Genomic DNA, 22,676 nt, shown 5'->3' with positions numbered 1-22,676 from the left:
CGTATTATACAAGGGGGTCAGTTTACATGTTAGAATTAACACCAAAGCTCGATATTCAAAGTGTAGAACCCTTATATTTGCAGTTGTATAACTACATAAGAGAAGAAATTGAATCAGGTACATTATTACCACATGCAAAGCTACCGTCAAAAAGAAAATTCGCTCAGCACTTGAAAATCAGTCAAAACACGATTGAAACAGCATACGATCAGCTAGTAGCCGAGGGTTATATAGACGCACTTCCACGTAAAGGGTACTTTGTATCTGAATTGGACCATCAAAGGTTAGATAAAAGCATTACCCGTAAGATCCCGTACGTAGAAGAAAAGCCGTATCGAGACCAAGGTTATTCCTTTGACTTTACTCAAACTGGTGTAGATGCTCGGTCATTTCCTTTCGAACGATATCGTAACCTTTTAAATAAAGTAATTCGATCGAATAACGAAGAGGTGCTGATGCTTGGCCATCCACAAGGGGAATTCAAGCTCCGCCAAGAAATCACCAACTATATTTATGAATCAAGAGGTGTGCAGTGTTCTCCAAGCCAAATTGTCATCGGCGCAGGAACTCACTATTTAATCCAGCTGTTATTTCAACTCTTACCAATTAGTACCTTTGCAGTTGAAAATCCCGGCTATCACCGCACACTTGTACAATCTAAAAAAGGGCAAGAGAACGTCGAAATGATCCCCCTTGAAGAGGATGGCATGAATGTGTCCCTCTTGAAAGAGAGCAAGGCAAATATAGTGTTTGTCACGCCTTCTCATCAGTTTCCATGCGGGATGACAATGCCGATTTCAAAACGAATGCAGCTATTAAATTGGGCTGAAAGTAAAGATGGTCGTTATATTATAGAGGATGATTATGATAGTGAATTCCGTTATTCTAGTAAACCGATTCCAGCATTGCAAGGATTAGACCATAATGAGAAAGTGATTTATATGAGTACTTTTTCAAAAGCCTTTCTCCCATCATTAAGAATTAGTTATATGGTATTACCGGAACCTCTCATTAAGAAATATCAAAAAGACTTTTTCTTCTATACCCAAACCGTTTCTCGCCTTGGACAAGAAACATTAATAAGGTTTATGCAAGAAGGATTTTGGGAAAAGCATATTCATAAAATGAGAGTCATTTATCATAAGAAGCGTGACGTACTTGTTTCAGTAAGCTCAACACATTTTCCAAATACGATTGAGATCATCGGTCAAGATTCAGGGCTGCACATCTTAATCCGAACAAATAATGGAATGACCGAACAAGAACTCATTGACGAAGCATCTAAGTATAGAATCAAGGTGTATCCCGTATCAGGATATGGTCAGAGTGACAATAAAACGGTATTGCTAGGCTTCGCCGTTTTAACAGAAGAAGAGATAAAGGAAGCTGTGCGCTTATTAGCAAAGGCATGGTTTCCAAAAGAATGAAACAAAGCCTCGGATCACCACAGTCTTTATGCGCTGACGACAGCCTGGTACTGCTTGGCGCTGGCCAAATTACTTTATCGCGCCTAAAAAGGACGTTTCCGCTTTTCTATTAACCTTCATCCAGGATGGTATTAATTTCCACAAAACGGAAAGAATAGTACTAATTAGTATGAAGGAGGACAAAAAATGGAAGCAAGTATGAGTGTGGAACAAGTAGTACAGAAAATTTCTGAACTAACCCAACAAGCTGGTGAACCGCCTCGGAAAAAGCAGGTCAAGAAGTCCAACCCAGAGCTAATGAAAAACGCATTGTACTATTTTCCTAACTGGGATAGTGCGATCGAACAAAGCAACAATTCATAACAACAACCATACATATATAATAGATAAGTCATAATTAACTACAAAACCGATTACTTTCCTACAGTTTAGGAAAATAATCGGTTTTTTTTTGCACGTTAAGAAACTATAAAAAATACGTATTCCATTTTACAGAGATCAATGAACCTCCTGTTGTATGGATGAATAGCCTATAGGCAGGAGGTGGGATGCACATGCAATTGTTTTATACCGTTCGACCTGGAGACACGCTATATAAAATCGCGAAACGATGGGAGTTACCGATCGATTCTCTTATCGCAGCAAATAATTTGATAACACCTGACACCATTTACTCAGGACAACAACTTTCTATTCCACCAGGAGTTGATGTTATTCGTGTAAAGCCTGGAGACACGGTCTATAAATTATCACAGTTCTATGGTGTTCCACAGTCTCTTATTATCGAAGCGAACCAGCTTCAACCACCGTATGTCATTCAGGTTGGTCAGTTGCTAAATATACCTCCAGGCGTTCCTTACTATGTAGTCTATCCAGGTGATACACTATATGAAATAGCAGAAAAGTATAACGTTCTAACGAGTGGACAAAGCAATCCTGAACTAATCAGGGAGGTAAATCGTTTACCTTCAACTAATATATTCCCAGGGATGAAACTACAAATTCCATACGCTCCGCCAGGCGATAATGGTTTTATTGCCTATACATCTAATCGTAGTGGTTACTATGATATATGGTTATATAACCCACACAATGGTATGAATACACAAATTACCAATGGTTTGGCTGACAGTTTTTCTGTTCCGGTTTGGTCACCTGATAGCAGAAGGATCGCCTTTGTTGGGAACAACGGAATTCTCTATGTTGTCGACTTAACTAAGGGTTCAGTTGCGCGGATCGATCAATTCGAAGAAGGGTTAGGGGTAAGTCTTCATTGGTCACCGGACAGTCAAAAACTGGCGTATACGAAAAATGGGGATATCGTACTGTACAACATCATCACCCACCAGACACAGAGAATTAATCAGCCTGGAGCAACAGATGTCCAATGGTTTCCGAGTGGGGTAGAACTGCTATTTCAAGCACCGGATACATCTGGAACGAGTCAACTTTTCCGTATCCGAACCAATGGAACTAGTAAACAACAAATCACCCAAAACACAGGCGGACCACTTCACGATGTTAGTCTATCCCCTGATGGATCGTTTGTACTCTATACGACACCGGGTGTAAGTATCTCTATCATTTATACTGTAGAAATTTCAACAGGGGATGTATTTGAAGTAAAGGGAGGCCCTCTTGCAAAAAACTATTTTCCTGAATGGTCTCCTAATTCTTCAAAAATTGCATATAGTGCCACCGCTTTTGAAGACAAAGGATATTTTTCACTAATAAGGACCGCAAGCAAGCGTGGGGAAAACGACCGAACATGGGCTATTTCAGATTGCTTTGCAACTCCTGTTACTTGGTCACCTGATGGTCGAAAAATGGCGTACCTCTCAGGTTGCAACAATCAGGGATTTGGTAGCGAAATGTGGCTTATTGACATCAATCATCCTGTACCGATTCGATTAGTAGCTGGTGCCCAAATAACTTCTTTACAATGGTCACCTAGACCGATTGCTCCATCAAGGAAAACATATACTAATACAGATTAAGGTTGGCTAATTTAACTGGAAAGGCAGATAAAACTACAATTTTTACGAATGGGTTTGATTAAGTTAATATGGAAGTATTAATAGTAAGGTACTTTTAGTATTTTTCAAGCATTATAAAAAGGGGAATCACTATGATAATTACACAATCAGTATCCATACCAGAAATAGACAAGAGAACAGGGGAGATTGTACGTGGTTATATTGATACATTAACAAAACCACCAGGAAGCCTCGGCAGGTTGGAGGAACTTGCGATCAAGCTTGCGGAAATAACCGGACAAAGGTTTCCAACCGTTACTCCGCCTGGCGTAATCGTATTTGCAGCTGACCACGGCATAACGGTTGAAGGAGTTTCGGCATTTCCCCAGGAAGTTACTAGTCAAATGGTGAGAAACTTCCTAAATGGAGGAGCAGCCATCAACGCATTTAGTAGGCAAATCGGTGCTAAATTAAGCATTGTGGATATAGGAGTTGCTTCTAATATCGATCATACAGGACTAGTAATTAAAAAGATTCGTTACGGGACAGGTAACTTTTGTAATGAGGATGCGATGAGTTATAGCGAGGCAGAACAAGCACTTGAAGTAGGTTATACCCAAGGCGAAGGGATAATTAAGCAAGGTGTAAAATGTCTTATTCTCGGTGAGATGGGTATTGGAAATACAACAACAAGCAGCGCAATTTTAGCTGCACTCAGCGGAAAAGACGTCAGACATATTGTCGGTCAAGGGACAGGAATCCCGATGGAAAGAGTCCTACATAAACAGCATGTAATTGAAAAAGCATTGTATGAAAGAAAACCAAATGCCAATAACCCGATTGATTTGCTCTCAAAGGTCGGAGGATTAGAGGTAGCAGGAATGGCAGGGGCGATGCTCGCAGCAGCTCAACATCGGATCCCAATACTAGTAGATGGTTTTATCTGTACAATAGCAGCACTGATTGCAAAAGCGATTTCGGGTCAAGTTTCCGAGTACATGATTATCGGACACCGCTCAGTTGAGCCGGGTCATGAATTGGCTATCAATCTATTGGGAAAATCTCCACTGATCGATTTAGGACTCCGACTTGGGGAAGGAAGCGGAGCTGCAGTTGCTTTCCCTATCCTACAATCAGCAACAATCATGTTAAAAGAAATGGCAACCTTTACTTCAGCAGGCGTTTCCAATTGAGAATAAGAGTGTAATGGGCTTGTATTTTCTTTGTTATTTATTGTTGTGTTATGAATAATTAGGTATTGTATGATAAGTTTATTGGGTTACAAAGCATAAAGGACGTGACTTTCAGTGGAAACAATTACGAACAATGCATGTACGGTTTATCCTATTTCGGTACCGACAAAATCAAGTTTACATACGTTTAATTTTTATCTAATAGAGGAAGAAGGCTCTTTATCATTAGTTGATGCAGGAGTAAATTCAGATAAGTGCTGGGGATATCTTTTAGATACGTTGAAAAATCATGGGTTCTCACTAGCTGATTTATCTCGAATCATTATCACACATAATCATGAAGACCATGTTGGATTAATTGATCGGATTGAATCTGAACACGATATTCCAATTTATGCCCCTGAGAAATCAATACATCGTTTGAAAAGGGATAGAAACTTTTTTCTAATGAGAATTGACTTTTTCAAAAAGCTTTACTATGAGATGGGATGCGGATTAGACGGGGAGTTGCAGGTACAGAAGTTACAAGATGCTATCAAAGGACATGAAAGGAAAAAGGTTCAGTCAGATATTTTACGAGTTGATGACAACGTTTTACCAGGATCGCAACCAATTGAAACTCCTGGTCATTCTCCTGATCATATCGTTCTTTTAAATAAAAATCGGAAATGGCTTTTTGCTGGCGACCATTTGATTAAGCATATTTCAAGTAACGCGCTAGTTGAACCTGATCCAAATGGAAAGCGGTTACTAACTGTATTAGATTATGAGGATTCCTTGAAAAAGTGTTTAGACCTTGATGTGGATGTCGTTTTTCCAGGCCATGGAGACCTCATCCACAACCACAAGGATTTGGTCAAGAAACGATTGAATGGGATAGAACGAAAAGCGGATCGATTATTAAGCTATTTTGGCTTGGAATCTGATATTTCAACTGCTAGTGAATTGGCTAAAGCGGTATATAAAGAAAAATATGAAAGCCAATTTTCATTGGTTATGTCCGAAATCATTGGTCATCTAGATTATTTAGAAGAAAAAGGGCAAATAGAAAAAGCGTTGAAGTCAGGAATCTGGCATTACTCCGTTTGACGGTATTATCTAATTAATAAAGCTAAATTTTGATTTTGGTTATATTTTTGGTTATGTATTTTAGTAGCTAACGGGTCAGGTTTTTTACACAAGTTATAAATTGAATACTTTAAAGTTATAGAGCATTCCTTTGTAATGAGGAATGCTTTTTATCTTTGTCTAAAATTAAAAGGATATTTATATAACGATAATAATATAATTAAAAAGGATAACAATTTATTGTAAAACGATAAATAATGTGTTAAATTCAAATTGACAATAAATAAGTGAGGTGCTTTTTATGAAACGAGGATCAACACTCTTTTTGAAGATAGCTGTTATTCTTATTGGAATCCCAGTTCTTGCTTTGTGCATCTTTTTGGTGCCTGAGATAGCGAATTATGCAGCAGAATTGTATCCAGATATTGCTTATATGAAATATCTCGTTTTAATCGTCTTGTATGCAGCGGCGATACCTTTTTACTTTGCTCTGTATCAGGCTTTAAGACTTTTAATCTATATTGACAAGAACATAGCTTTCTCGGAATTATCTGTAAGAGCTTTAAAGAATATAAAATACTGTGCAATCACAATCAGTATCTTGTATGTGGTAGGCATGCCACTCTTTTATCTCATAGCGGAGATAGACGACGCCCCAGGTATCATAGTACTCGGATTGATCATTATTTTTGCTTCAACGGTGATCGCAGTCTTTGCTGCTGTTCTTCAAAAGCTATTAAAAGAAGCGATTGATATAAAATCAGAAAACGATTTAACGGTCTGAGGTGAATAAGATGGCGATTATAATCAATATTGATGTGATGTTGGCTAAAAGGAAAATGAGCGTAACAGAACTTTCGGAGAGGGTTGGAATAACAATGGCTAACCTTTCTATATTGAAAAACGGAAAAGCAAAAGCAATTAGGCTTTCCACTTTAGAGGCAATTTGCAAAGCATTAGAATGTCAACCCGGAGATATTTTAGAATACCGAAGTGATGAAAACAACTTATGAATATAACCATTCAAAATGATTCTCAGAAAAAACCTTTGAAGGCACAAATCATGAGAGCACTAGACAACTCGTTTGTTTTGGTTGGGAGCAGGCTCTATCATGTTTGTTTCCTGTCATTATTTTTGCCTTTTTGGCTTTTACACAAATCATGCCACTTCCCTTCCTACCACGGTATGACTGGCTGCTTATTATCTGCCTTCTGATGCAGTGGTGGATGGTCCGTTCTGGGCTTGAAACACGGGATGAACTAAAGGTTATCACATTGTTCCATCTTATTGGACTTGCTCTTGAACTTTTCAAGGTACATATGGGCTCCTGGTCTTATCCAGAGGAAGGATATTTCAAAATTTTTGGAGTGCCTTTGTATAGCGGATTCATGTACGCAAGTGTAGCGAGTTATCTTTGCCAGGCGTGGAGGAGGTTGAAGGTTGAACTGATTAAGTGGCCACCGTTTTTGGTAGTTGTACCTCTTGCAGCTGCGATTTATTTGAATTTCTTCACCCACCATTATTGGATTGACGTTCGTTGGTGGTTATCTGGACTTGTAATTATCGTCTTTTGGCAATCATGGGTCACATACGAGGTTGATGGTACTCGTTACCGTATGCCACTCGCACTTTCTTTTGTGCTCATCGGATTTTTTATATGGATAGCCGAAAATATCGCAACGTTCTTTGGAGCTTGGGAATATCCAAACCAAACCGATGCATGGAGTCTCGTTCATCTAGGAAAGGTGAGTTCATGGCTCTTATTAGTGATTGTTAGCTTTCTTATAGTAGCGACGTTAAAGCAGGTTAAGGGAAAAATTCCACTAGGATAGATACTAGTCAATTTTTATAACTGTTAAGAACCCTCTTTTAAAAAAGTCAGATCCTTAGCGGTAAAGGAACTCGACTTTTTTTTAGGTTGAAATTTGCTTAGCCTATAATATTCGCGTTTTGTCGGCAGAACTACTTTTTGTTGTCATTTTGTTCTAATTGTTATACTATATATATAACAAGTAAAACATAGAAGATGGTGATCGAATTGTGTTTATAAAACTGGACCTGGAGTCAAATGAACCGATTTACATTCAATTGGTTCATCAAATTATCGCAGGAATTGCAAAGAAAGATCTTGAACCTGGGGATCGTTTGCCTTCTGTGAGGTCATTAGCTTCAGACATAGGCATCAACCTTCATACAGTGAACAAAGCGTACCAACTACTTAAGCAGGATGGGCTTATTTTGATACACCGCCAAAAGGGTGTTGTCGTTAATCCAGAAGGAATCCCGCAAGCTGATGAAGCTTACAGAAAACAATTGAACGATTCCTTACATCCACTAATTGCTAAATCGGTATGCAGAGGGCTTGATGAAGAGGAGTTTTTACACATGTGCAGTCGGCTGTTTAAAGAATTTTATGATAGAAAGGAAGAGGAGAAATGAATTCCATTATGGGTTTATTCCTGATTATGTTGATAATGGTTCCTGTATTTATTGCCTTGATGTTCATTCCTTACTGGACGAGAAGAACGGAAAGCTTCGGGGTTACAATTCCGGAAGAGATTTATAACCGTCTTGAACTAAAAGTTATGCGTAAGCAATACGCCTATATAATTGGGGGCATCAGCCTTTTGGTAGTATTCATCTTTTTGTCGTGTATTCCATTCGTCGGCAATGATGAGAATACATTAAGTCTCTTGCTAGGCTTCATACTCATCCTGTACACAGGTGGCAGCTTCCTAGTTTACGTAAAATTTCATAATAAAATGAAAACCTTGAAAGCGAAGGAAAGCTGGGGTAAACAGAAATCCGCACAAGTCGTTATCGATACACAATTCCGTCAGTTGAAACTCACTCACTCGAATCTTTGGTTCATCTTGTCTTTCGCAATCTCTATATCCACAATGGTCATAACCTTTCGTCTATACGATCAAATACCAGATAAAATACCGATGCAGTACAACTTTGAGGGTGAAATCACAAATTGGATGGAAAAATCATATCGCTCAGTCCTTGTCATGCCAATCATGCAAGTTTATTTAACCTTATTATTTCTATTTATAAATACTATGATTGCAAGAGCTAAACAGCAGGTAAATGCGGAAAATCCAGAACAATCATTACAACAAAACGTAATTTTCAGAAGAAGATGGTCAGCCTTCATCATCGCTACTGGAACTGCATTAACCCTACTATTTTCGCTCGTTCAACTTTCATTTATTTATCCGATTAATCATCGGGTATTGACAATTGTCCCGATCATTTTTGGGATAGGTGTAACTTTAGGTTCGATCGTACTATCATTTTCAACAGGGCAAGGGGGAAGTCGCGTAAAAGTCAGTGCGGAAGGTACCGGGAAAGTGATTGATCGTGACGATGATCAGCATTGGAAGCTCGGCCAGTTTTACTACAATATAAATGATCCTTCATTATTTTTGGAAAAGAGGTTCGGAATTGGTTGGACGATTAACCTGGCTCGACCGTTAGCTTGGATGATTCTTCTCGTAATCATACTATTAGCTGTTAGTATACCTATCGTTTTAGGGGTTACTTCAATGTAAATGTGGAAAGTGGAAGCACGTCATTCAAGTAAGACAAGGAAAACTTAGCCAGCGTCGAGCGGATGCGAAGACGATTGCTTAGACCTAATGGCGCTTACACTTGTACCTGGTAGGTGCAAGCGTTCACTCTGTAACAGTGTTTGTAGAAGAATCGAAGCGATCTCTAGCTTCTGGGCATTGGAGCTGGGTACTACTTCAATTGCACGTGAAAACTAGTAGGCCAAGGGAGCTGACCCTTAACATCGATGAAAACCGATGACAGGTTCACTCCTAATCTCATTTTTTGTTACTGCTAAGTTCCACTTCTAACCCGTTTTCGATTAGATATTCTTCAAGCTTTCCTAAACTCTCTACGAAATTATCCCTTCCGTATCCCATCCGAATGTAATCATGTTCATAGTCATAAGTATTTGCCGGCAATAGAAGTACACCTTTTTTATTTACTAAATCTTCACAAAAAACATCAGCTGATTGATTCATTTTCAGTTTATGAAAAGCGATTGGCCCTGACTTCGGTTTATTGTTTTCAAACAGATGCGAGTACCTATTAAAGAATTCATCTGCTATTTTCAAATTGTTTTTTATGATCATTTGATTCCGTTTCAGGATCTTTTCTCCATTTCTGAGTGCGACCACTGCTAAAAATTCACTCGGAGCGCTGCTGCAAATCGAGGTATAATGTTTAAAGCGAACCATCTTGTCATAAATCTTTTTGTTTTGGGTACTGATCCAACCGATTCTTAAGCCTGAAAGTCCATATGCCTTAGACATAACCCCTAGTGATACAGCATTTTCATATAGATCAGAAAACCATGGCAATGTGTCACCATCCAGCTCAAGGCCTTTGTATACTTCATCACTGAATATGTAGCTATTATTTTTTCTTGCGATTTCGGTTATTGCCTTCATTTCATCCAGGTTCAGCATATAGCCTGTTGGATTATTCGGAGTGTTGACAACGATCAATTTCGTATTTGATTTTACTAAGCTCCTAAGTTCGTCAATGTCCACCTCCCAGCCTTCTGATCCTTGTTTTAGCTCCCACTTAGAGACTTCACAGCCGATTGTTTTTGCTACCTCATAAAGAGATTGATAAACAGGAAACTGACAAATCACATGGTCATCAGGGTTAAGTGTCACATTCATATAGTTAAAAATCGCTTCTTGCGCACCTACATGTACTAATATACTGTCAGGATCGATACTTGAGTGAAGCTTTGCAATTTCCTGACGTAATTCCGAACTCCCTTCAACTTCTGTATAACCCAACCAACTTTTCTTGAAATCTTCTTCCGTACCACTTTCAAAGTCTAATAGGTCCTGTATGGTCATTGACTGACAATCCGATTGGCATAGTAAATAAGGTGCTGTAAACTCATATTTGTTGAAATAAACCTCCAGTTTAAAATCATCTAGCTTCATAAATTCCACCATCCTTAGAATGACAATCTTACATGAATCAAGGCAAGTCTACATCTCAAGTAAATTCATTAAGTAGTTACGTTCGCTATGATTCTCGAAAACCCTTCTAAGCAATAGCCAATAAAGAATTTTCAGAGGATAAACGAATAGGAGCGACATCGTTAACGGTTTGATAAGAGTCTAGGAGAAAGGGCATTTATTGAAAATGAAGAATAAAAAACATATCTTTCTAGAAAATAAACGTATCAACAATTATCAAATTTTCAAAGGAGGATAAGTAATGGATAATGAAAACAAGTCAATGGAAAATGGAAGTTCAGTCACTGGTTCAGGGGATTCTTTAGATAAACGGATGGCAGAATCAGAAGATGAAACTACACTTACAACCCGTCAAGGACATCCTGTAAAGTATAACCAAAACATTCGAACGGTGGGGAATCGTGGACCAGCCACACTTGAGAACTATCACTTTATTGAAAAAATCTCTCATTTTGACCGTGAACGCATTCCCGAACGTGTCGTTCATGGACGTGGTGCAGGTGCTCATGGCTATTTTGAAACGTATGGAAAGGTCGGTGAGGAACCAGTTTCAAAATATACACGTGCAAAGGTTTTTCAGGATGAGGGGAAACAAACACCCGTATTTGTTCGCTTTTCTACTGTCAATCACGGTGGACATTCTCCAGAAACTTTACGAGATCCCAGAGGTTTTGCTGTTAAATTTTATACAGAGGACGGAAATTGGGATCTAGTAGGCAATAACCTTAAGATATTCTTTATCCGTGATGCGATGAAATTTCCAGATGTTGTTCATGCGTTTCGCCCAGATCCCGTTACAAACATACAAGACTCAGAGAGGATTTTTGATTTTTGCAGCAATTCTCCTGAATCACTTCATATGATCACTTTCTTATTCTCACCTTGGGGAATACCGGCCAATTATCGTCAGATGCAAGGTTCGGGAGTTAATACATATAAGTGGGTGAACAAGGCAGGAAAGGCCGTTATCGTTAAATACCATTGGGAGCCAAAGCAAGGAATCAAAAACTTGACACAAGGAGAAGCTGAAGAAATTCAAGGGAAAAACTTCAATCATGGAACACAAGACCTATTTGAAGCGATTAAGAGTGGTGATTTTCCCGAATGGGAGTTTTTCGTTCAAATTATGAGTGATGATGACCATCCTGAATTGGATTTCGACCCTCTAGATGACACGAAAATTTGGCCAAAGGAACAATTTCCATGGTTGCCTGTTGGACGTATGGTATTAAACAGAAACCCAGAAAATTACTTTGCAGAGGTAGAACAAGCTGCTTTTGGAACAGGGGTGCTTGTAGATGGATTAGAATTTTCTGATGACAAAATGCTACAAGGGCGAACATTCTTATACTCGGATACCCAGCGTTATCGACTTGGTGCAAACTATTTGCAATTACCTATAAATGCCCCTAAAAAACACGTAGCAACCAATCAGCGCGATGGCCAAATGGCATATTATGTTGATCAAGCTCCGGGGCAAAATCCACATGTTAACTATGAACCGTCTTCTTTAAACGGTTTGAAAGAGGCATCAAAATCAGGAGAAGAGTATACACCTAATGTTGAAGGTCAACTGGTACGAGAAAGTATTGACCGAACGAATGATTATAAGCAAGCAGGCGAAACATACCGGGCTTTTGATGATTTTGAGCGAGACGAGTTAATCCATAATCTTGTAAACGGTTTGTCATCATGCCATACCAAGATTCAGAAACGAATGGTTGAGCTTCTTACGAAATGTGATCAGGACTATGGTCGTCGTGTTGCAGATGGATTGAAACAACACGGTGATAGTAATCATCATGGACCAGCGGGTGCTACACAGACACATGAAGGCGTTGAGGAGGCAGAGCGCAAAGGCCACAGTACTGACTCTTATTAGAGGATGTTCAACATAACAAGTTGATACCCACAGGAAGGGACTGACCCAAAGGAAGAATCAAGAACCTATGGGAGGTCCCTTTTTTCAGCTTTCTGATTTATGAACACCATCCTGGCTCTCATTGCCGGCTAAAAGATTCACACCATCGAAAGAACTTCCAGATAGTCAGTATAAAGATCATATATCCGAAAAAAGAGTAACTATGTTGCCATTGTGAACTATGAGTCAACCAACCAATCCTTTCCGTTAGAAGTTCAACCATCATCATTAATACCCCCATCGACAGTACGAAACAGCACCTAAGAAATCCCTTCATCAAATTCATAGAATATAAGACAAAGAAGGTGAAAAGCGGCAATCCAATGAGTGTAAATCGGATATCGATCGTAAAAATATTGGTAAGCGGACGCTTTGGAAATGCATAGATTCCTTTGCCTGTAAAAAATAATTCTAAGTATGTACATACCCACGAGGCGAATACCATTGACAATAAATAAGGGATGAAAGATGAATTATTGTTTCCGATGGAAAATTGCCTTCTTCGTAAAAATGGCAAAACCAAGTGTTTCAAGTGTTTTACAATAGGCATGTTGAATCTCTCCGTTTACATTTTTAAATGGTTTTTTGAGGTAATCGAGGGCATTTAATTCCTTAAACCAATCGCTGGGTGAAGCATCTGTGTGCTCAACATTTTGCCAAGCATATTGGAGCTTCGGACTAAATAATCGGCAGACTCCTTGTTTTAGTGAACAATCCTTGATTTGAGGATTATAAACTCTCCCAGGTAACGTTTCTTTTACATCGTTAAAGACGTGCGGCCAATAATCTTTACGAGAACCAGTATGAGGATTAAACTTTGCCCATTTCAGAATATTTGTTAGACGTTCTTCGTCATCAAAAAGGAGTGAGTATAAACGCTTTCCTAGTAAAATTCGTTCATGTAGGGAAGTGAAATGGTTAAGCGTTTGTCCGACTAATTTAGCTTTTTCAAAAGGTGAGTCAATAGGAAAGAGAATATGGTTTAAGCTTAGTAGCTCCTGAAGGTTGAACTCAATGGATTGAATGATCTTACTTTGAAATTGTTTATTTTGCATTACGTGTTGTTCTAAATAGCTCTGTTCATTAACAACTAAAGCAATCGCTAAAAGATAACGGTTTCTAGAAGTCCAAAAATGATTCCATAAGGGTTCCATAAATGCTGAAACGTGAAAGTAGGGAAGAAGATGAAATAATGGCTTCTTTCTTTTTAAACTTTCTTCGTAAAGTAAAAATTGCGGATAGACATCCTGAAAGATCAACCAATTCCCTCTTTCTAAAAACATGAAGAAATCCTCTTGATCCTTGTCAGACAAGAGCTTCGAAAGATATTCCCCTTTTAAATCAGTCATATTCCATCCACCGTTTCTCGATACCAAATGACCAAGGAGTGCCCATTGAATTTCGGGATAGTGAGTGTAGAACTCAAAGTAGGCTTGTGTACGTGTTACATTGTCAGTGTTCAGATCTTTTGTATGACTATGAATCGAATGAATCAGATTTCGCTCATCCAACATTAAATTAGACTCAACTAGGTGATTTGAAGGCTTAGAATCAAGTTTATTTTTCAGGTCTTTTTTAATCTGCAGCAAATCATGGGTTAGGGGAGTATTCGCTACCGCCATTTTCCTTTTGATGCCTAGAATGAGAGATCCACTCCTCTCCATGAATTCATTGAAGGTTGAATGAATATGTTTATATGTATAGTTGATGGTTTATATCAGGGAGGGTTGATTGTTTGAAAAAAGCGGTCGAGTATGAAATCAACCGAATCATTTCTATATTAGTGAAGGACCAGACTCCAGATGGTTCATGGGATTATGCATTTGATACGGGTATCACTACAGATGCATATATGATTATTTTATTACGTACCTTGGAAATTAATGATGAAATGTTAATACAAGCACTAGTAAGACGAATTTTAAGTAAACAAGAGCAAAACGGCGCATGGAAATTATTTTACGATGAAGATCATGGGAACTTATCTGCGACAATTGAAGCTTATTATGCTTTGCTCTATTCCGGTTATCGTAATAAAAAGGATAAGGAGTTGTTATCTGCTAAACAGTTCATCTTATCTACAGGTGGGATAGAAAAAGCAAGCATGTTTACGAATATCATGTTGGCGTTAACAGGTCAGCTGCAATGGCAATCTGAATTTCCTCTGCCCGCGGAAATCATGTTGCTTCCTTTATCCTCGCCTATCAATTTCTATGATTTTTCCGTTTTTGGCAGAGCTAATCTCGCTCCGATTTTAATCTTAAATGATCGTAAATATCAAAAAAAGACGAAGAGAAGTCCTAATCTTTCAGACTTGTTTGTAAACCGAGGAATTGTTCACCCGTATGACCAACCTGAAGAATGGAGGAACATCTTTTCTTCAATGAAAACTGAACTACAAAAAGTAACGAATCCTAACCAAAACATACAACGCTTAGCAATAGAGCGTGCAAAACAGTATATGTTAAACCACCTTGAACCTGATGGAACGTTTTATAGCTATTTTAGTGCGACATTTCTTATGATCTTCGCGTTACTATCGCTTGGCAACCCAAAAGATCATCCCATTATTACAAAGGCGATAAAAGGGTTAAAGTTAATGGCTTGTGAAATCGATGGCCACGTCCATATGCAATATACTACGGCAAATGTTTGGAATACCTCACTAATAAGCCATATTTTACAAGATGCTGGTGTTCCGTATTCAAGTAATGTAGTTCGAAAGGCAAATAACTATTTATTATCCCGCCAACACTATAAGTATGGGGATTGGGCGATTCATAACCCAAACACCTTACCCGGTGGCTGGGGATTTTCCGATATTAATACCTTTAATCCCGATGTAGATGATACAACTGCGAGCCTAAGGTCAATACGGAACCTGGTCAAGCACAACTCCTCCTACCAGCAATCCTGGTATAGAGGCGTGAATTGGACAATGTCGATGCAAAACGATGACGGTGGCTGGCCAGCCTTCGAAAGAAATGTAGATAATAAATTACTAGCGTTGGCACCAATTCAAGGTGCCGAATACCTGCTACTTGATCCTTCATCTGCTGATCTTACAGGAAGAACACTCGAGTTTTTCAGAAACTATACTCATTTAAACAAAGAGCATCCAGCCATAAAAAATGGAATAAAGTGGTTGATTAATGATCAGAGAGAAGATGGATCCTGGTATGGACGCTGGGGAATCTGTTATATATATGGAACATGGGCTTCTTTAACTGGTTTGGCAGCATGTGATAAGTTAAGTACTGATTTAATCGTCCAAAAAGCAATAAATTGGTTAAAAACAATACAAAATGAGGATGGGGGATGGGGGGAATCCTGCAAGAGTGACATAAACAAAAAATATATCCCCTTAGGAGTCAGTACTTTAACTCATACCGCATGGGCGGTAGATGCATTAATTATGTTTTCTACTAAGATAACTCCCGAAATCCAACGTGGAATCGATTATTTAATCCAGGCTTCGGATAAACATGACTGGACAACAGCCTATCCAAAAGGCCAAGGAATGGCAGGGGGATTTTACATCCATTACCATAGCTATCGATACATTTGGCCATTACTTGCGCTAAGTCATTTTAAAGAAAAGTATCTTAAACAATAGATCTTCTATCATATAAAAAGGGGCTCTCCCAAAAGCCCCTTTGGCTAGCGCCAAGCCTTAGCGCAGGTGATCGCCGTAGTTGCGCTTATACTATAGAAAGTATTTTTATACTTTCTTAACGTGTGAGAAAAACCCACGATGAAAATGAAAATTCTTCGTGGGTTTTTTCCTTTTTGTGTCTCCTTCCTGAAGCAGGCGGGTTTTGTTCCGCCTGCTTCAGGAAGTTGTGGGCGATGGCGATCAGCCCAAAATTCGATATTCACTTTCTCGAGGTCTCTCAGCGAAAATCGCCTCTGTTTTTGTTGGTTTTGTCACTTACTTTTAACGGATTAGGCGATTTTTTTGTATGTAGAAAACCAAAGAAAAAGCTGTCTCTAGAAGTCGGTTTTCACGGCAGCCCCATTATGTTATTGCTTAAATAATTCGTTTCGACTAAGTGGTTGAGGTGGACTAAAGGATAGTAATAACGATACTAACGATTAGTTCCAAAAAAGCAAAGCAGTACGCAAACAATATTTTAAAGAGTATTGATTTTCTGAAGGAAGCAACCGTTAAAAGTGGATTAACGGTACCTTTGATTTATGAATTTTTTTAATAGCAAACCGATTACTACCCCTGGTAATATGGACAATATGGGTAACCAAATGGGGCCTAATAATATACCCATGATCCTTAAATCTGGAGAATAGATAAGTCCAACAGTAACGAAGTAGGCAGAAAAAACAAACGGCATAAACGAGAAAGGTTTCTTCCCACCCCCTGCATCTTTATAAGCATCCCATACCGCAAACATATACAAACAAGGGTAAAACATTAACCATTGATAATTCGTTTGTTGAATAGCTTTATCAATTTCGCCGTGGAAACTTAAAAGAATAACTTCATTAAAGTTAGATTGAATATTAATCAGAAATTCCAATGCAATGAAAAGTATGCCCTTAAAAATCCTACCGTTTAAAATTTGGCCAAAACCAGGTAATGCAATACTCCAAAAGAGTTTTTCATACTTATTATTTCGATTCATATTATCCGTCCAAGTTGTTGTAGATGTTATTTCATTTTTTTCTTCTATTCACTACTTTTTCCCCATGCAACTATTGATTTGATAACGAGTTAAGCCTTTCCGAATCTTGTCATTATTTGCTCTGTCCTTTTGATAACTTTGTTCTGTCCGCTGCTTGAGGCGGTTCTTCCATCCAACCATTTTTTATAATTATTTCCCCTCCATCTTTGGCAAAATCGAATATATTTGTCATGATACGGCCCATTTTTAAAAGTAGATCTCCTCGAAAACTAAAAGCTGCTCCAACAGAATTGCTCCCCAAGCCGAAAATCGATAATAAATTTGTGTTATACATCATCATTTTGTCAGAAAACGGCGATATCGTTGAGTCAGTAACTATTCCTGTCCAAGTGGAAGGTGCTTGTATATCAGTTTCTAATAAAAGATCGCTCATGATGGATATTTGTTTCTTTGCGAGTTCTTTACCGCGTTGAAAGTATTTTTTCGCATCTGAATTCTTAGCTACCTGTGCAAAGCCGGTCATCAATTTCACACCTAGAATGTTTGTTTCGAGAGACTGATACACTAAGCCAATTTCAACCGTATTAAGTACCCGTTTGCTTCCTAAGAATTTCGAGCCATTTGTGTAACTTGTATCTTCGACAAACTCAACTTTGTTCGGCATAGGAACGATAGGAGGACGTGGCAAGACCCCTTTATTTAATAGGTATTGTGTGGTTTGGGTGTAAATCATCTGACTATCCGAGGTAAAGTCTTTATATAATTCACAGATGTCTTCCCGGTAAGACATTCCCGAGTGTAGAGCATAAAGTCCTATCAAAATTTTACTCAAATTACGGATATACATTAAATCAAAGCTTTCATCAAAAAGCCGAGGCGCTTTTTTGAATACATCTTTTTCGGTAAAAGCAACAGGAATCACAGCACCAGCATTTTGAAAAATAGCCTCAATGGCTTTTTTATTTTTAGATTCAATATTGTAAGCAGATTGCAAAATATCCTTTGCTGCACTCTCGTTGGAATTCTCAATAAAGTGTTCCAGAAAGTGCAACTTCATTGATTTTTCTTGATACGCCTGCCAAATGTTGCCTAATTCTGAAGACGATAAAGGTATGTCATTCATGTTAGACCTCCTAATCAAATTGAATATTTTTATGGTTCCCTTTACTTTCCCTTTTAGCCTAAAGTTTTCTGAATTAAATTAGCTAATGTATGCTAATTCCTTATTTAAGAAAAGATTAAAGGCGAAAAAAATAGACCCATATTGAGTCTTGTGTTATCTCTATTGGCTTTGGTCTAAGGTTAATTTCCCATTTCTTTAAGTTGTGGGCAATTGAAACTAAGCCCCATTCAATCGTTGTTTTCGAGAGGCCTCGTAATGTGAGGGTTGTGGTGACTTAATTATACAGAAAAAAGGGCGATTCTTTTATTTTTTAGTAGAAAATAGGTAAAAAGAAGGGGCGACCCTCAAATAGGACTTATTTAATGTCCTTTTGGGTCAACCCCTTGGTAGTTGAGAAATAAGTTATCTTTAGTACGTGTTTAAAAACGAGGACAAAAAGAGCCGTAATATTGAAATTTAACTAAATTCGTAACGTCCTGTTACAACGTTGCACTGACTCACATCGTGTGAGCATAACGTCGAAGTCAGCATAAGGAAAACTTCTATGATTAATCATCGCAGACACAAAAATAATTATTTTTGTGTTGAGGTCCTGTGCAAGATCGGAAAGGTCGAGCACAAGAATATTCTACGGAGACGATACCTCACACGCAGAAAAAGTGTACTCCTTTTTCAAGGAACGAAGAAATTCGACAGCTATTTTTACCGGACTTTTTAAACAACCTCTTTTAGTACTCAGATACAATATAGTCCCTATCCAAGTAGGATTCAATCAATTCGCTTATTTGGAAAGACACCTGCGGCAAATCATAATTTTCAAAAGCATGTTCACATTGATTTTTATAATTCATTGTGTCGTCGTAATGGGTCATGTGCCTCCTAATTTCCGCCTCATTGTCTTGGCGCTCTTTTTGTCTCTTGATGACCGTATCACGATCAGCGTAAATAAAAATGCGGACTACATTTTTGCCAAACATCTGCTTCAATTTCTCAGCACCATCAGGATTCATAGCTAAATATACAAAATCATGACCTTGAAATGCATCTACTATGTCCTTTTCACGTATTCCATAACAATACCCATCTATATCTACACTCTCAAGAAATTCATTTTGTTGCTGCATTTGTTGAAAGGCCTCTTCACTAACAAAGTGATAGTCTTCATTGTTCGTTTCATAATGTCGAGGTGGGCGAGTAGTGTAGGAGAGAACGGTTTCCATATCAAAGGCAGTTGCAACCATTTTGGCTAGTGTTTTTCGACCGGATCCATCAGGGCCTGTGTAAATGAATATTCTTTCTTTTTCTTTTACCTGATACATAGATTACCTCCTTGATTTCATTAATGTTCAGTATATTTTAAAGGTTCAGTTTATTAATTATACCATATTCTAGATAAGTTCAGGAAAAAATTTCTATCTAAAACCTTAAAAACGTGAACCATTTTGTCATAGATTTCTCTGTTTCGAGTACTAATCCAACCGATTCTTAAACCCGAAAACCGATTAAAAATTTATTAGAGCTTCAATTGTAAAAAAAATCAAAATTACCAGGACCTTCCTCCTCAATTATTAATCCATAAAGGAGTTCGCTTCCTTATGAATAATTTAACTATAGCCGGTTGAATAAGTTGCAGTGATGCATTGAGTTCGAGATAGATAACCGGCTAGAAAGGAGGCTATCAAAAATAAGGAAGTCGGTATTGTTCAAAATCATAAGCTCGGAGGAACTGCTTTTGAATAAGTTTTCATTGAAACGTCCACGATTTATACTTACATTTATCCCTTTTCTATCCGTTCTTTTGCTATTTATCCAAATTCCATTTTCACACACGTTAGCAGCTGAATCCTCCCACGACTAAAGCCGTGGGGTTCGAATACGTAAGACCTTCTTCTAAACCGGCAGCCACAGTCCACCCCTTACGGATGCTCGGCATTTAGGGACTTAGATACTGAGCCTAACTCTATCCGAACGTTCGCAGTCCAAGCAACCTCTGTTGCCATTATCGACTGCTTCTTTCTGCTCTCACGAGCTCGGTGGGATCACACCGCTTATTTTATTCTTGATTATGGATGGACTAGAATCCCTGAATTAAAAATCATCTTGTTTTGTATGAGAATCTGACCCACGGCCTCATCATGGTTTCGTTTAAATAGGGGATACGTTTCTTGGCATCGTTTTTGAATCGGTTTTGTTCCAGCATTATTGGAATTCATCAAGAGAAAAGCAGAATACAAATCCCGTTGAACGCGGGAACCATCCTCGAAAAGATGCCAACGTTGAGATAATGGCTTTTTTATGTAGGTACGACGCTGATGGCAGTATTGACTGGCTTTGAAGGTTTGGGTTTGGACATGGACGAACATCCCCCCAAGTCGTTTTACTTTTTGCTCGACGATCTGGACCAACATGGCAGGTGCTCGATGACCGATACTTTTTCCGAATCGTTTCTTCCGTTTCAGTTTACCGGTCTTTTCTGAAACTTCCGTGTCTTTTTTCCGTTTTTGGAGGGCTTTGAAATGCATCGTCTCGATGTAGAAACAATGACCAAGGCTAACTAAGAGATTGGACAACTGGTTATGGGACTGTTTTCGAACAACCCTTTGCTTCCGATAATACTCTTTTAACCGAGAACGAAGATGTTGATAACGTTTGGAGTACGTCCAGGTTTTCTTTCCTTTCTTAATTCTACCATTTTCGTCAAAGTTTTCTGGGTTGGCGGACCGTTTGGATCGATCCATCCTGCGTTGAAGAAGACGAATCTCACGGGAAAGGGGTTGAACCTGATCCGCTAAATTCCATAAACCGGCCTGGGTGATGGAGGAAACGGCAAGGGTTGAGGTTCCAATATCTAACCCTACGGGTCCCTTTCTGAGTGTTTTGGTTTTTGTCGGTGGATACCCACCAATGACGAGATCGGCAAAATAACGGATGTTTCCACGGATCACTCTTTTCACTAGACGGACGTATTTCACACGATACCTTTCGTGAACCGTGATCGATTTGCCTTTTTCCGTTTTCGTGTAGGAGAAGGAGGTTTGGTTTTCAAGTAGAGACAGAATGGTCAAGGCATACTCGTCGTTGGGTTTGATACGTAAAGGCGTTGATCGATCTTTGTAGACGAGGTGACGATCGACATATCGCCAGCCTGTTTTATTCGTTTTTCCTTCTAGGCTCACCATCTCGCCCTTTCGAATGAATCGGACTTTGGTTGCTTTCCCGAATAGTTTCTGACGAAAAGCGAGCCACGTACGGGAAGCCGTTTTTTGGGCAACCGCCGCATTGACTTGATTCCCAACGTGTTGTCGGATGGGTTTGATCCATTGATGGGCAGCATATTCCGTGAGTTGGTACTTTTCGCGAAGTTGGTTTAATTGTAGGTAAAGGGCTTTCCGTTCTTCTTTTAAGATAAGATTGTCCTCATCCAACCGAAGTTTATGATGGATTCCCTTTAATTGACGAATACACCTTTTATATACTTTCTCACGTTTGAATTGTTGTTCTCGCTTGAGATACATTCCGAGTACCGTGTTATAGATCACACGGCACACTTCTAGTTCCTTTTCAAGGTTGGAAAACAATCGTGGGTTCTTTTCCAGTTCAAGTGTGAAAACAAAGCTCGGAGATTGACCTTTCGCCACCTCTACCCCTCCTCCTAAAACGAACATGTGTTCTATAATAAGAATACTACAAGAAAGAAGAAATGACAAGGTTCTGACCGCAATTTCTTTTTAGAGAGATTGAATTCATCCTATCGCTAAACCGAATGGGCTTTCTTCGATCAACTTCTGTAATTTAGATTCTCTCCACTACAAGAAGCTCCTGAAAATCATTATGATAATGATTCATGGGAACCTCGTGATGAAGTAAAAGGGGACGTAGCCAGAATGATTTTTTACATGGATGTTCGATACGAAGGGGACAGTGGAGACCTCGATTTGGAAATTAATAATCTTGTAAATAATGGCTCAAACCCTTTTATCGGACGGCTGACAATCTTAAAACAGTGGCATGAACAAGATCCAGTTGATGATTTTGAACGGAGAAGAAACAATATTATCTATAACGAATATCAACATAATCGTAATCCATTCATCGACCATCCTGAATGGGTTGAAAGTATTTGGTAGTAGCAATAAGTTTATAAAGATAATAATATCATTTGCCAATCATAATGGTTCATAGCAATCCCCCTTTCGTCCTTTGCATCCTTTGATATTATATTTTAAAGGAACACGTCTAAGAAGAACAACCCGAACGATGTAACAACATAGTTTAAAAATGTTGTATAAAGGGGAAATATAAAAAAGTA

19 protein-coding genes and 1 pseudogene are annotated in these 22,676 nt (G+C 38.7%); 13 read left to right on the top strand and 7 right to left on the bottom strand.

Annotated features, from left to right (window positions below):
• The first annotated feature begins 26 nt into the window (after positions 1-26).
• The 10 genes from pdxR (at position 27) to NON16_RS02535 (ending at position 9,222) form a co-directional block, all read left to right on the top strand.
• Positions 27-1,427 (top strand): MocR-like pyridoxine biosynthesis transcription factor PdxR, encoded by a 1,401-nt coding sequence (gene pdxR, locus NON16_RS02580; protein ID WP_257346848.1) that lies wholly within the window; start codon positions 27-29, stop codon positions 1,425-1,427.
• A gap of 186 nt (positions 1,428-1,613) precedes the next feature.
• The gene (locus tag NON16_RS02575; protein WP_257346846.1) at positions 1,614-1,790 is read left to right on the top strand and encodes a hypothetical protein; all 177 of its coding nucleotides are present in this window, start codon (positions 1,614-1,616) and stop codon (positions 1,788-1,790) included.
• A gap of 191 nt (positions 1,791-1,981) precedes the next feature.
• Positions 1,982-3,424, top strand: coding sequence for a LysM peptidoglycan-binding domain-containing protein (locus NON16_RS02570; protein WP_257346845.1), 1,443 nt, complete (start codon positions 1,982-1,984; stop codon positions 3,422-3,424).
• Positions 3,425-3,555: 131 nt separating this feature from the next.
• A complete protein-coding gene (gene cobT / locus NON16_RS02565; protein ID WP_257346843.1) occupies positions 3,556-4,596 on the top strand; it encodes a nicotinate-nucleotide--dimethylbenzimidazole phosphoribosyltransferase in 1,041 nt (346 codons plus the stop codon).
• 114 nt (positions 4,597-4,710) lie between these two features.
• Positions 4,711-5,685 (top strand): MBL fold metallo-hydrolase, encoded by a 975-nt coding sequence (locus tag NON16_RS02560; protein ID WP_257346842.1) that lies wholly within the window; start codon positions 4,711-4,713, stop codon positions 5,683-5,685.
• Between the two features lie 280 nt (positions 5,686-5,965).
• Entirely contained in the window at positions 5,966-6,448 is a 483-nt protein-coding gene (locus tag NON16_RS02555) for a DUF2975 domain-containing protein (protein WP_257346841.1), read from the top strand.
• 10 nt (positions 6,449-6,458) lie between these two features.
• On the top strand, positions 6,459-6,677 hold the full coding sequence (locus NON16_RS02550) for a helix-turn-helix domain-containing protein (RefSeq protein WP_257346839.1): 219 nt from the start codon (positions 6,459-6,461) through the stop codon (positions 6,675-6,677).
• A 103-nt stretch (positions 6,678-6,780) separates the two neighbouring features.
• Entirely contained in the window at positions 6,781-7,497 is a 717-nt protein-coding gene (locus tag NON16_RS02545) for a DUF817 domain-containing protein (RefSeq protein ID WP_257346837.1), read from the top strand.
• Positions 7,498-7,705: 208 nt separating this feature from the next.
• Entirely contained in the window at positions 7,706-8,104 is a 399-nt protein-coding gene (locus tag NON16_RS02540; protein WP_257346835.1) for a GntR family transcriptional regulator, read from the top strand.
• Positions 8,101-9,222 carry a DUF1648 domain-containing protein gene (locus NON16_RS02535; protein ID WP_257346833.1) on the top strand — a complete coding sequence of 374 codons (1,122 nt, stop codon included), beginning with the start codon at positions 8,101-8,103 and terminating at the stop codon, positions 9,220-9,222. Before NON16_RS02540 ends, NON16_RS02535 begins: the two co-directional genes overlap by 4 nt.
• Positions 9,223-9,498: 276 nt before the next feature.
• Here the strand turns inward: NON16_RS02535 and NON16_RS02530 are convergent, their stop codons facing one another.
• Complete coding sequence (locus NON16_RS02530) at positions 9,499-10,644, bottom strand: aminotransferase class I/II-fold pyridoxal phosphate-dependent enzyme (RefSeq protein ID WP_257346831.1); 1,146 nt, start codon at positions 10,642-10,644, stop codon at positions 9,499-9,501.
• A gap of 352 nt (positions 10,645-10,996) precedes the next feature.
• Between NON16_RS02530 and NON16_RS02525 the strand changes: the two genes are divergently transcribed.
• Positions 10,997-12,565: a catalase gene (locus NON16_RS02525; RefSeq protein WP_372508733.1), complete on the top strand. Its 1,569-nt coding sequence runs from the start codon at positions 10,997-10,999 to the stop codon at positions 12,563-12,565.
• Positions 12,566-12,683: 118 nt separating this feature from the next.
• Here the strand turns inward: NON16_RS02525 and NON16_RS25540 are convergent, their stop codons facing one another.
• Both NON16_RS25540 and NON16_RS02520 read right to left on the bottom strand, forming a co-directional pair.
• On the bottom strand, positions 12,684-13,154 hold the full coding sequence (locus tag NON16_RS25540) for a CBO0543 family protein (protein WP_372508722.1): 471 nt from the start codon (positions 13,152-13,154) through the stop codon (positions 12,684-12,686).
• A complete protein-coding gene (locus NON16_RS02520; protein ID WP_257346827.1) occupies positions 13,078-14,226 on the bottom strand; it encodes a DUF2515 family protein in 1,149 nt (382 codons plus the stop codon). The genes NON16_RS25540 and NON16_RS02520 overlap by 77 nt, the downstream gene beginning before the upstream one ends.
• A gap of 113 nt (positions 14,227-14,339) precedes the next feature.
• Between NON16_RS02520 and shc the strand changes: the two genes are divergently transcribed.
• A complete protein-coding gene (shc, locus tag NON16_RS02515) occupies positions 14,340-16,220 on the top strand; it encodes a squalene--hopene cyclase (protein ID WP_257346825.1) in 1,881 nt (626 codons plus the stop codon).
• Between the two features lie 562 nt (positions 16,221-16,782).
• On the opposite strand, the gene NON16_RS02510 is transcribed toward shc, so the two are convergent.
• The 4 genes from NON16_RS02510 to NON16_RS02495 all read right to left on the bottom strand — a co-directional run bounded on the left by NON16_RS02510 (position 16,783) and on the right by NON16_RS02495 (position 22,005).
• Entirely contained in the window at positions 16,783-17,244 is a 462-nt protein-coding gene (locus tag NON16_RS02510; protein WP_257346823.1) for a hypothetical protein, read from the bottom strand.
• A 112-nt stretch (positions 17,245-17,356) separates the two neighbouring features.
• A complete protein-coding gene (locus tag NON16_RS02505) occupies positions 17,357-18,367 on the bottom strand; it encodes a DUF3231 family protein (RefSeq protein WP_257346821.1) in 1,011 nt (336 codons plus the stop codon).
• A gap of 728 nt (positions 18,368-19,095) precedes the next feature.
• Positions 19,096-19,686 carry a guanylate kinase gene (locus NON16_RS02500; RefSeq protein ID WP_257346820.1) on the bottom strand — a complete coding sequence of 197 codons (591 nt, stop codon included), beginning with the start codon at positions 19,684-19,686 and terminating at the stop codon, positions 19,096-19,098.
• A 744-nt stretch (positions 19,687-20,430) separates the two neighbouring features.
• Entirely contained in the window at positions 20,431-22,005 is a 1,575-nt protein-coding gene (locus NON16_RS02495; RefSeq protein ID WP_257346818.1) for a hypothetical protein, read from the bottom strand.
• A 174-nt stretch (positions 22,006-22,179) separates the two neighbouring features.
• Here NON16_RS02495 and NON16_RS02490 point away from each other — a divergent pair.
• Positions 22,180-22,494 (top strand): annotated as a pseudogene (locus NON16_RS02490) (endonuclease); the annotation flags it as partial.
• Between the last annotated feature and the right edge of the window lie 182 nt (positions 22,495-22,676).

The sequence above is a fragment of the Pseudalkalibacillus decolorationis genome (genome assembly GCF_024609785.1).
Lineage (GTDB): Bacteria > Bacillota > Bacilli > Bacillales > Fictibacillaceae > Pseudalkalibacillus > Pseudalkalibacillus decolorationis.
This window is presented reverse-complemented; position numbering and strand designations above follow the sequence as displayed.

What these genes read in the sequence shown, in the direction of transcription:
- NON16_RS02525 (WP_372508733.1), top strand. Translation starts at nt 10,997, where the DNA reads ATGGCAGAATCAGAAGATGAAACTACACTTACAACCCGTCAAGGACAT.
- NON16_RS02520 (WP_257346827.1), bottom strand. Translation starts at nt 14,226, where the DNA reads ATGGCGGTAGCGAATACTCCCCTAACCCATGATTTGCTGCAGATTAAA.
- NON16_RS02535 (WP_257346833.1), top strand. Translation starts at nt 8,101, where the DNA reads ATGAATTCCATTATGGGTTTATTCCTGATTATGTTGATAATGGTTCCT.
- NON16_RS02510 (WP_257346823.1), bottom strand. Translation starts at nt 17,244, where the DNA reads ATGAATCGAAATAATAAGTATGAAAAACTCTTTTGGAGTATTGCATTA.
- NON16_RS02550 (WP_257346839.1), top strand. Translation starts at nt 6,459, where the DNA reads ATGGCGATTATAATCAATATTGATGTGATGTTGGCTAAAAGGAAAATG.
- NON16_RS02500 (WP_257346820.1), bottom strand. Translation starts at nt 19,686, where the DNA reads ATGTATCAGGTAAAAGAAAAAGAAAGAATATTCATTTACACAGGCCCT.
- NON16_RS02575 (WP_257346846.1), top strand. Translation starts at nt 1,614, where the DNA reads ATGGAAGCAAGTATGAGTGTGGAACAAGTAGTACAGAAAATTTCTGAA.
- NON16_RS02505 (WP_257346821.1), bottom strand. Translation starts at nt 18,367, where the DNA reads ATGAATGACATACCTTTATCGTCTTCAGAATTAGGCAACATTTGGCAG.
- NON16_RS02530 (WP_257346831.1), bottom strand. Translation starts at nt 10,644, where the DNA reads ATGAAGCTAGATGATTTTAAACTGGAGGTTTATTTCAACAAATATGAG.
- NON16_RS02570 (WP_257346845.1), top strand. Translation starts at nt 1,982, where the DNA reads ATGCAATTGTTTTATACCGTTCGACCTGGAGACACGCTATATAAAATC.
- NON16_RS02555 (WP_257346841.1), top strand. Translation starts at nt 5,966, where the DNA reads ATGAAACGAGGATCAACACTCTTTTTGAAGATAGCTGTTATTCTTATT.
- NON16_RS25540 (WP_372508722.1), bottom strand. Translation starts at nt 13,154, where the DNA reads ATGCCTATTGTAAAACACTTGAAACACTTGGTTTTGCCATTTTTACGA.
- cobT (WP_257346843.1), top strand. Translation starts at nt 3,556, where the DNA reads ATGATAATTACACAATCAGTATCCATACCAGAAATAGACAAGAGAACA.
- pdxR (WP_257346848.1), top strand. Translation starts at nt 27, where the DNA reads ATGTTAGAATTAACACCAAAGCTCGATATTCAAAGTGTAGAACCCTTA.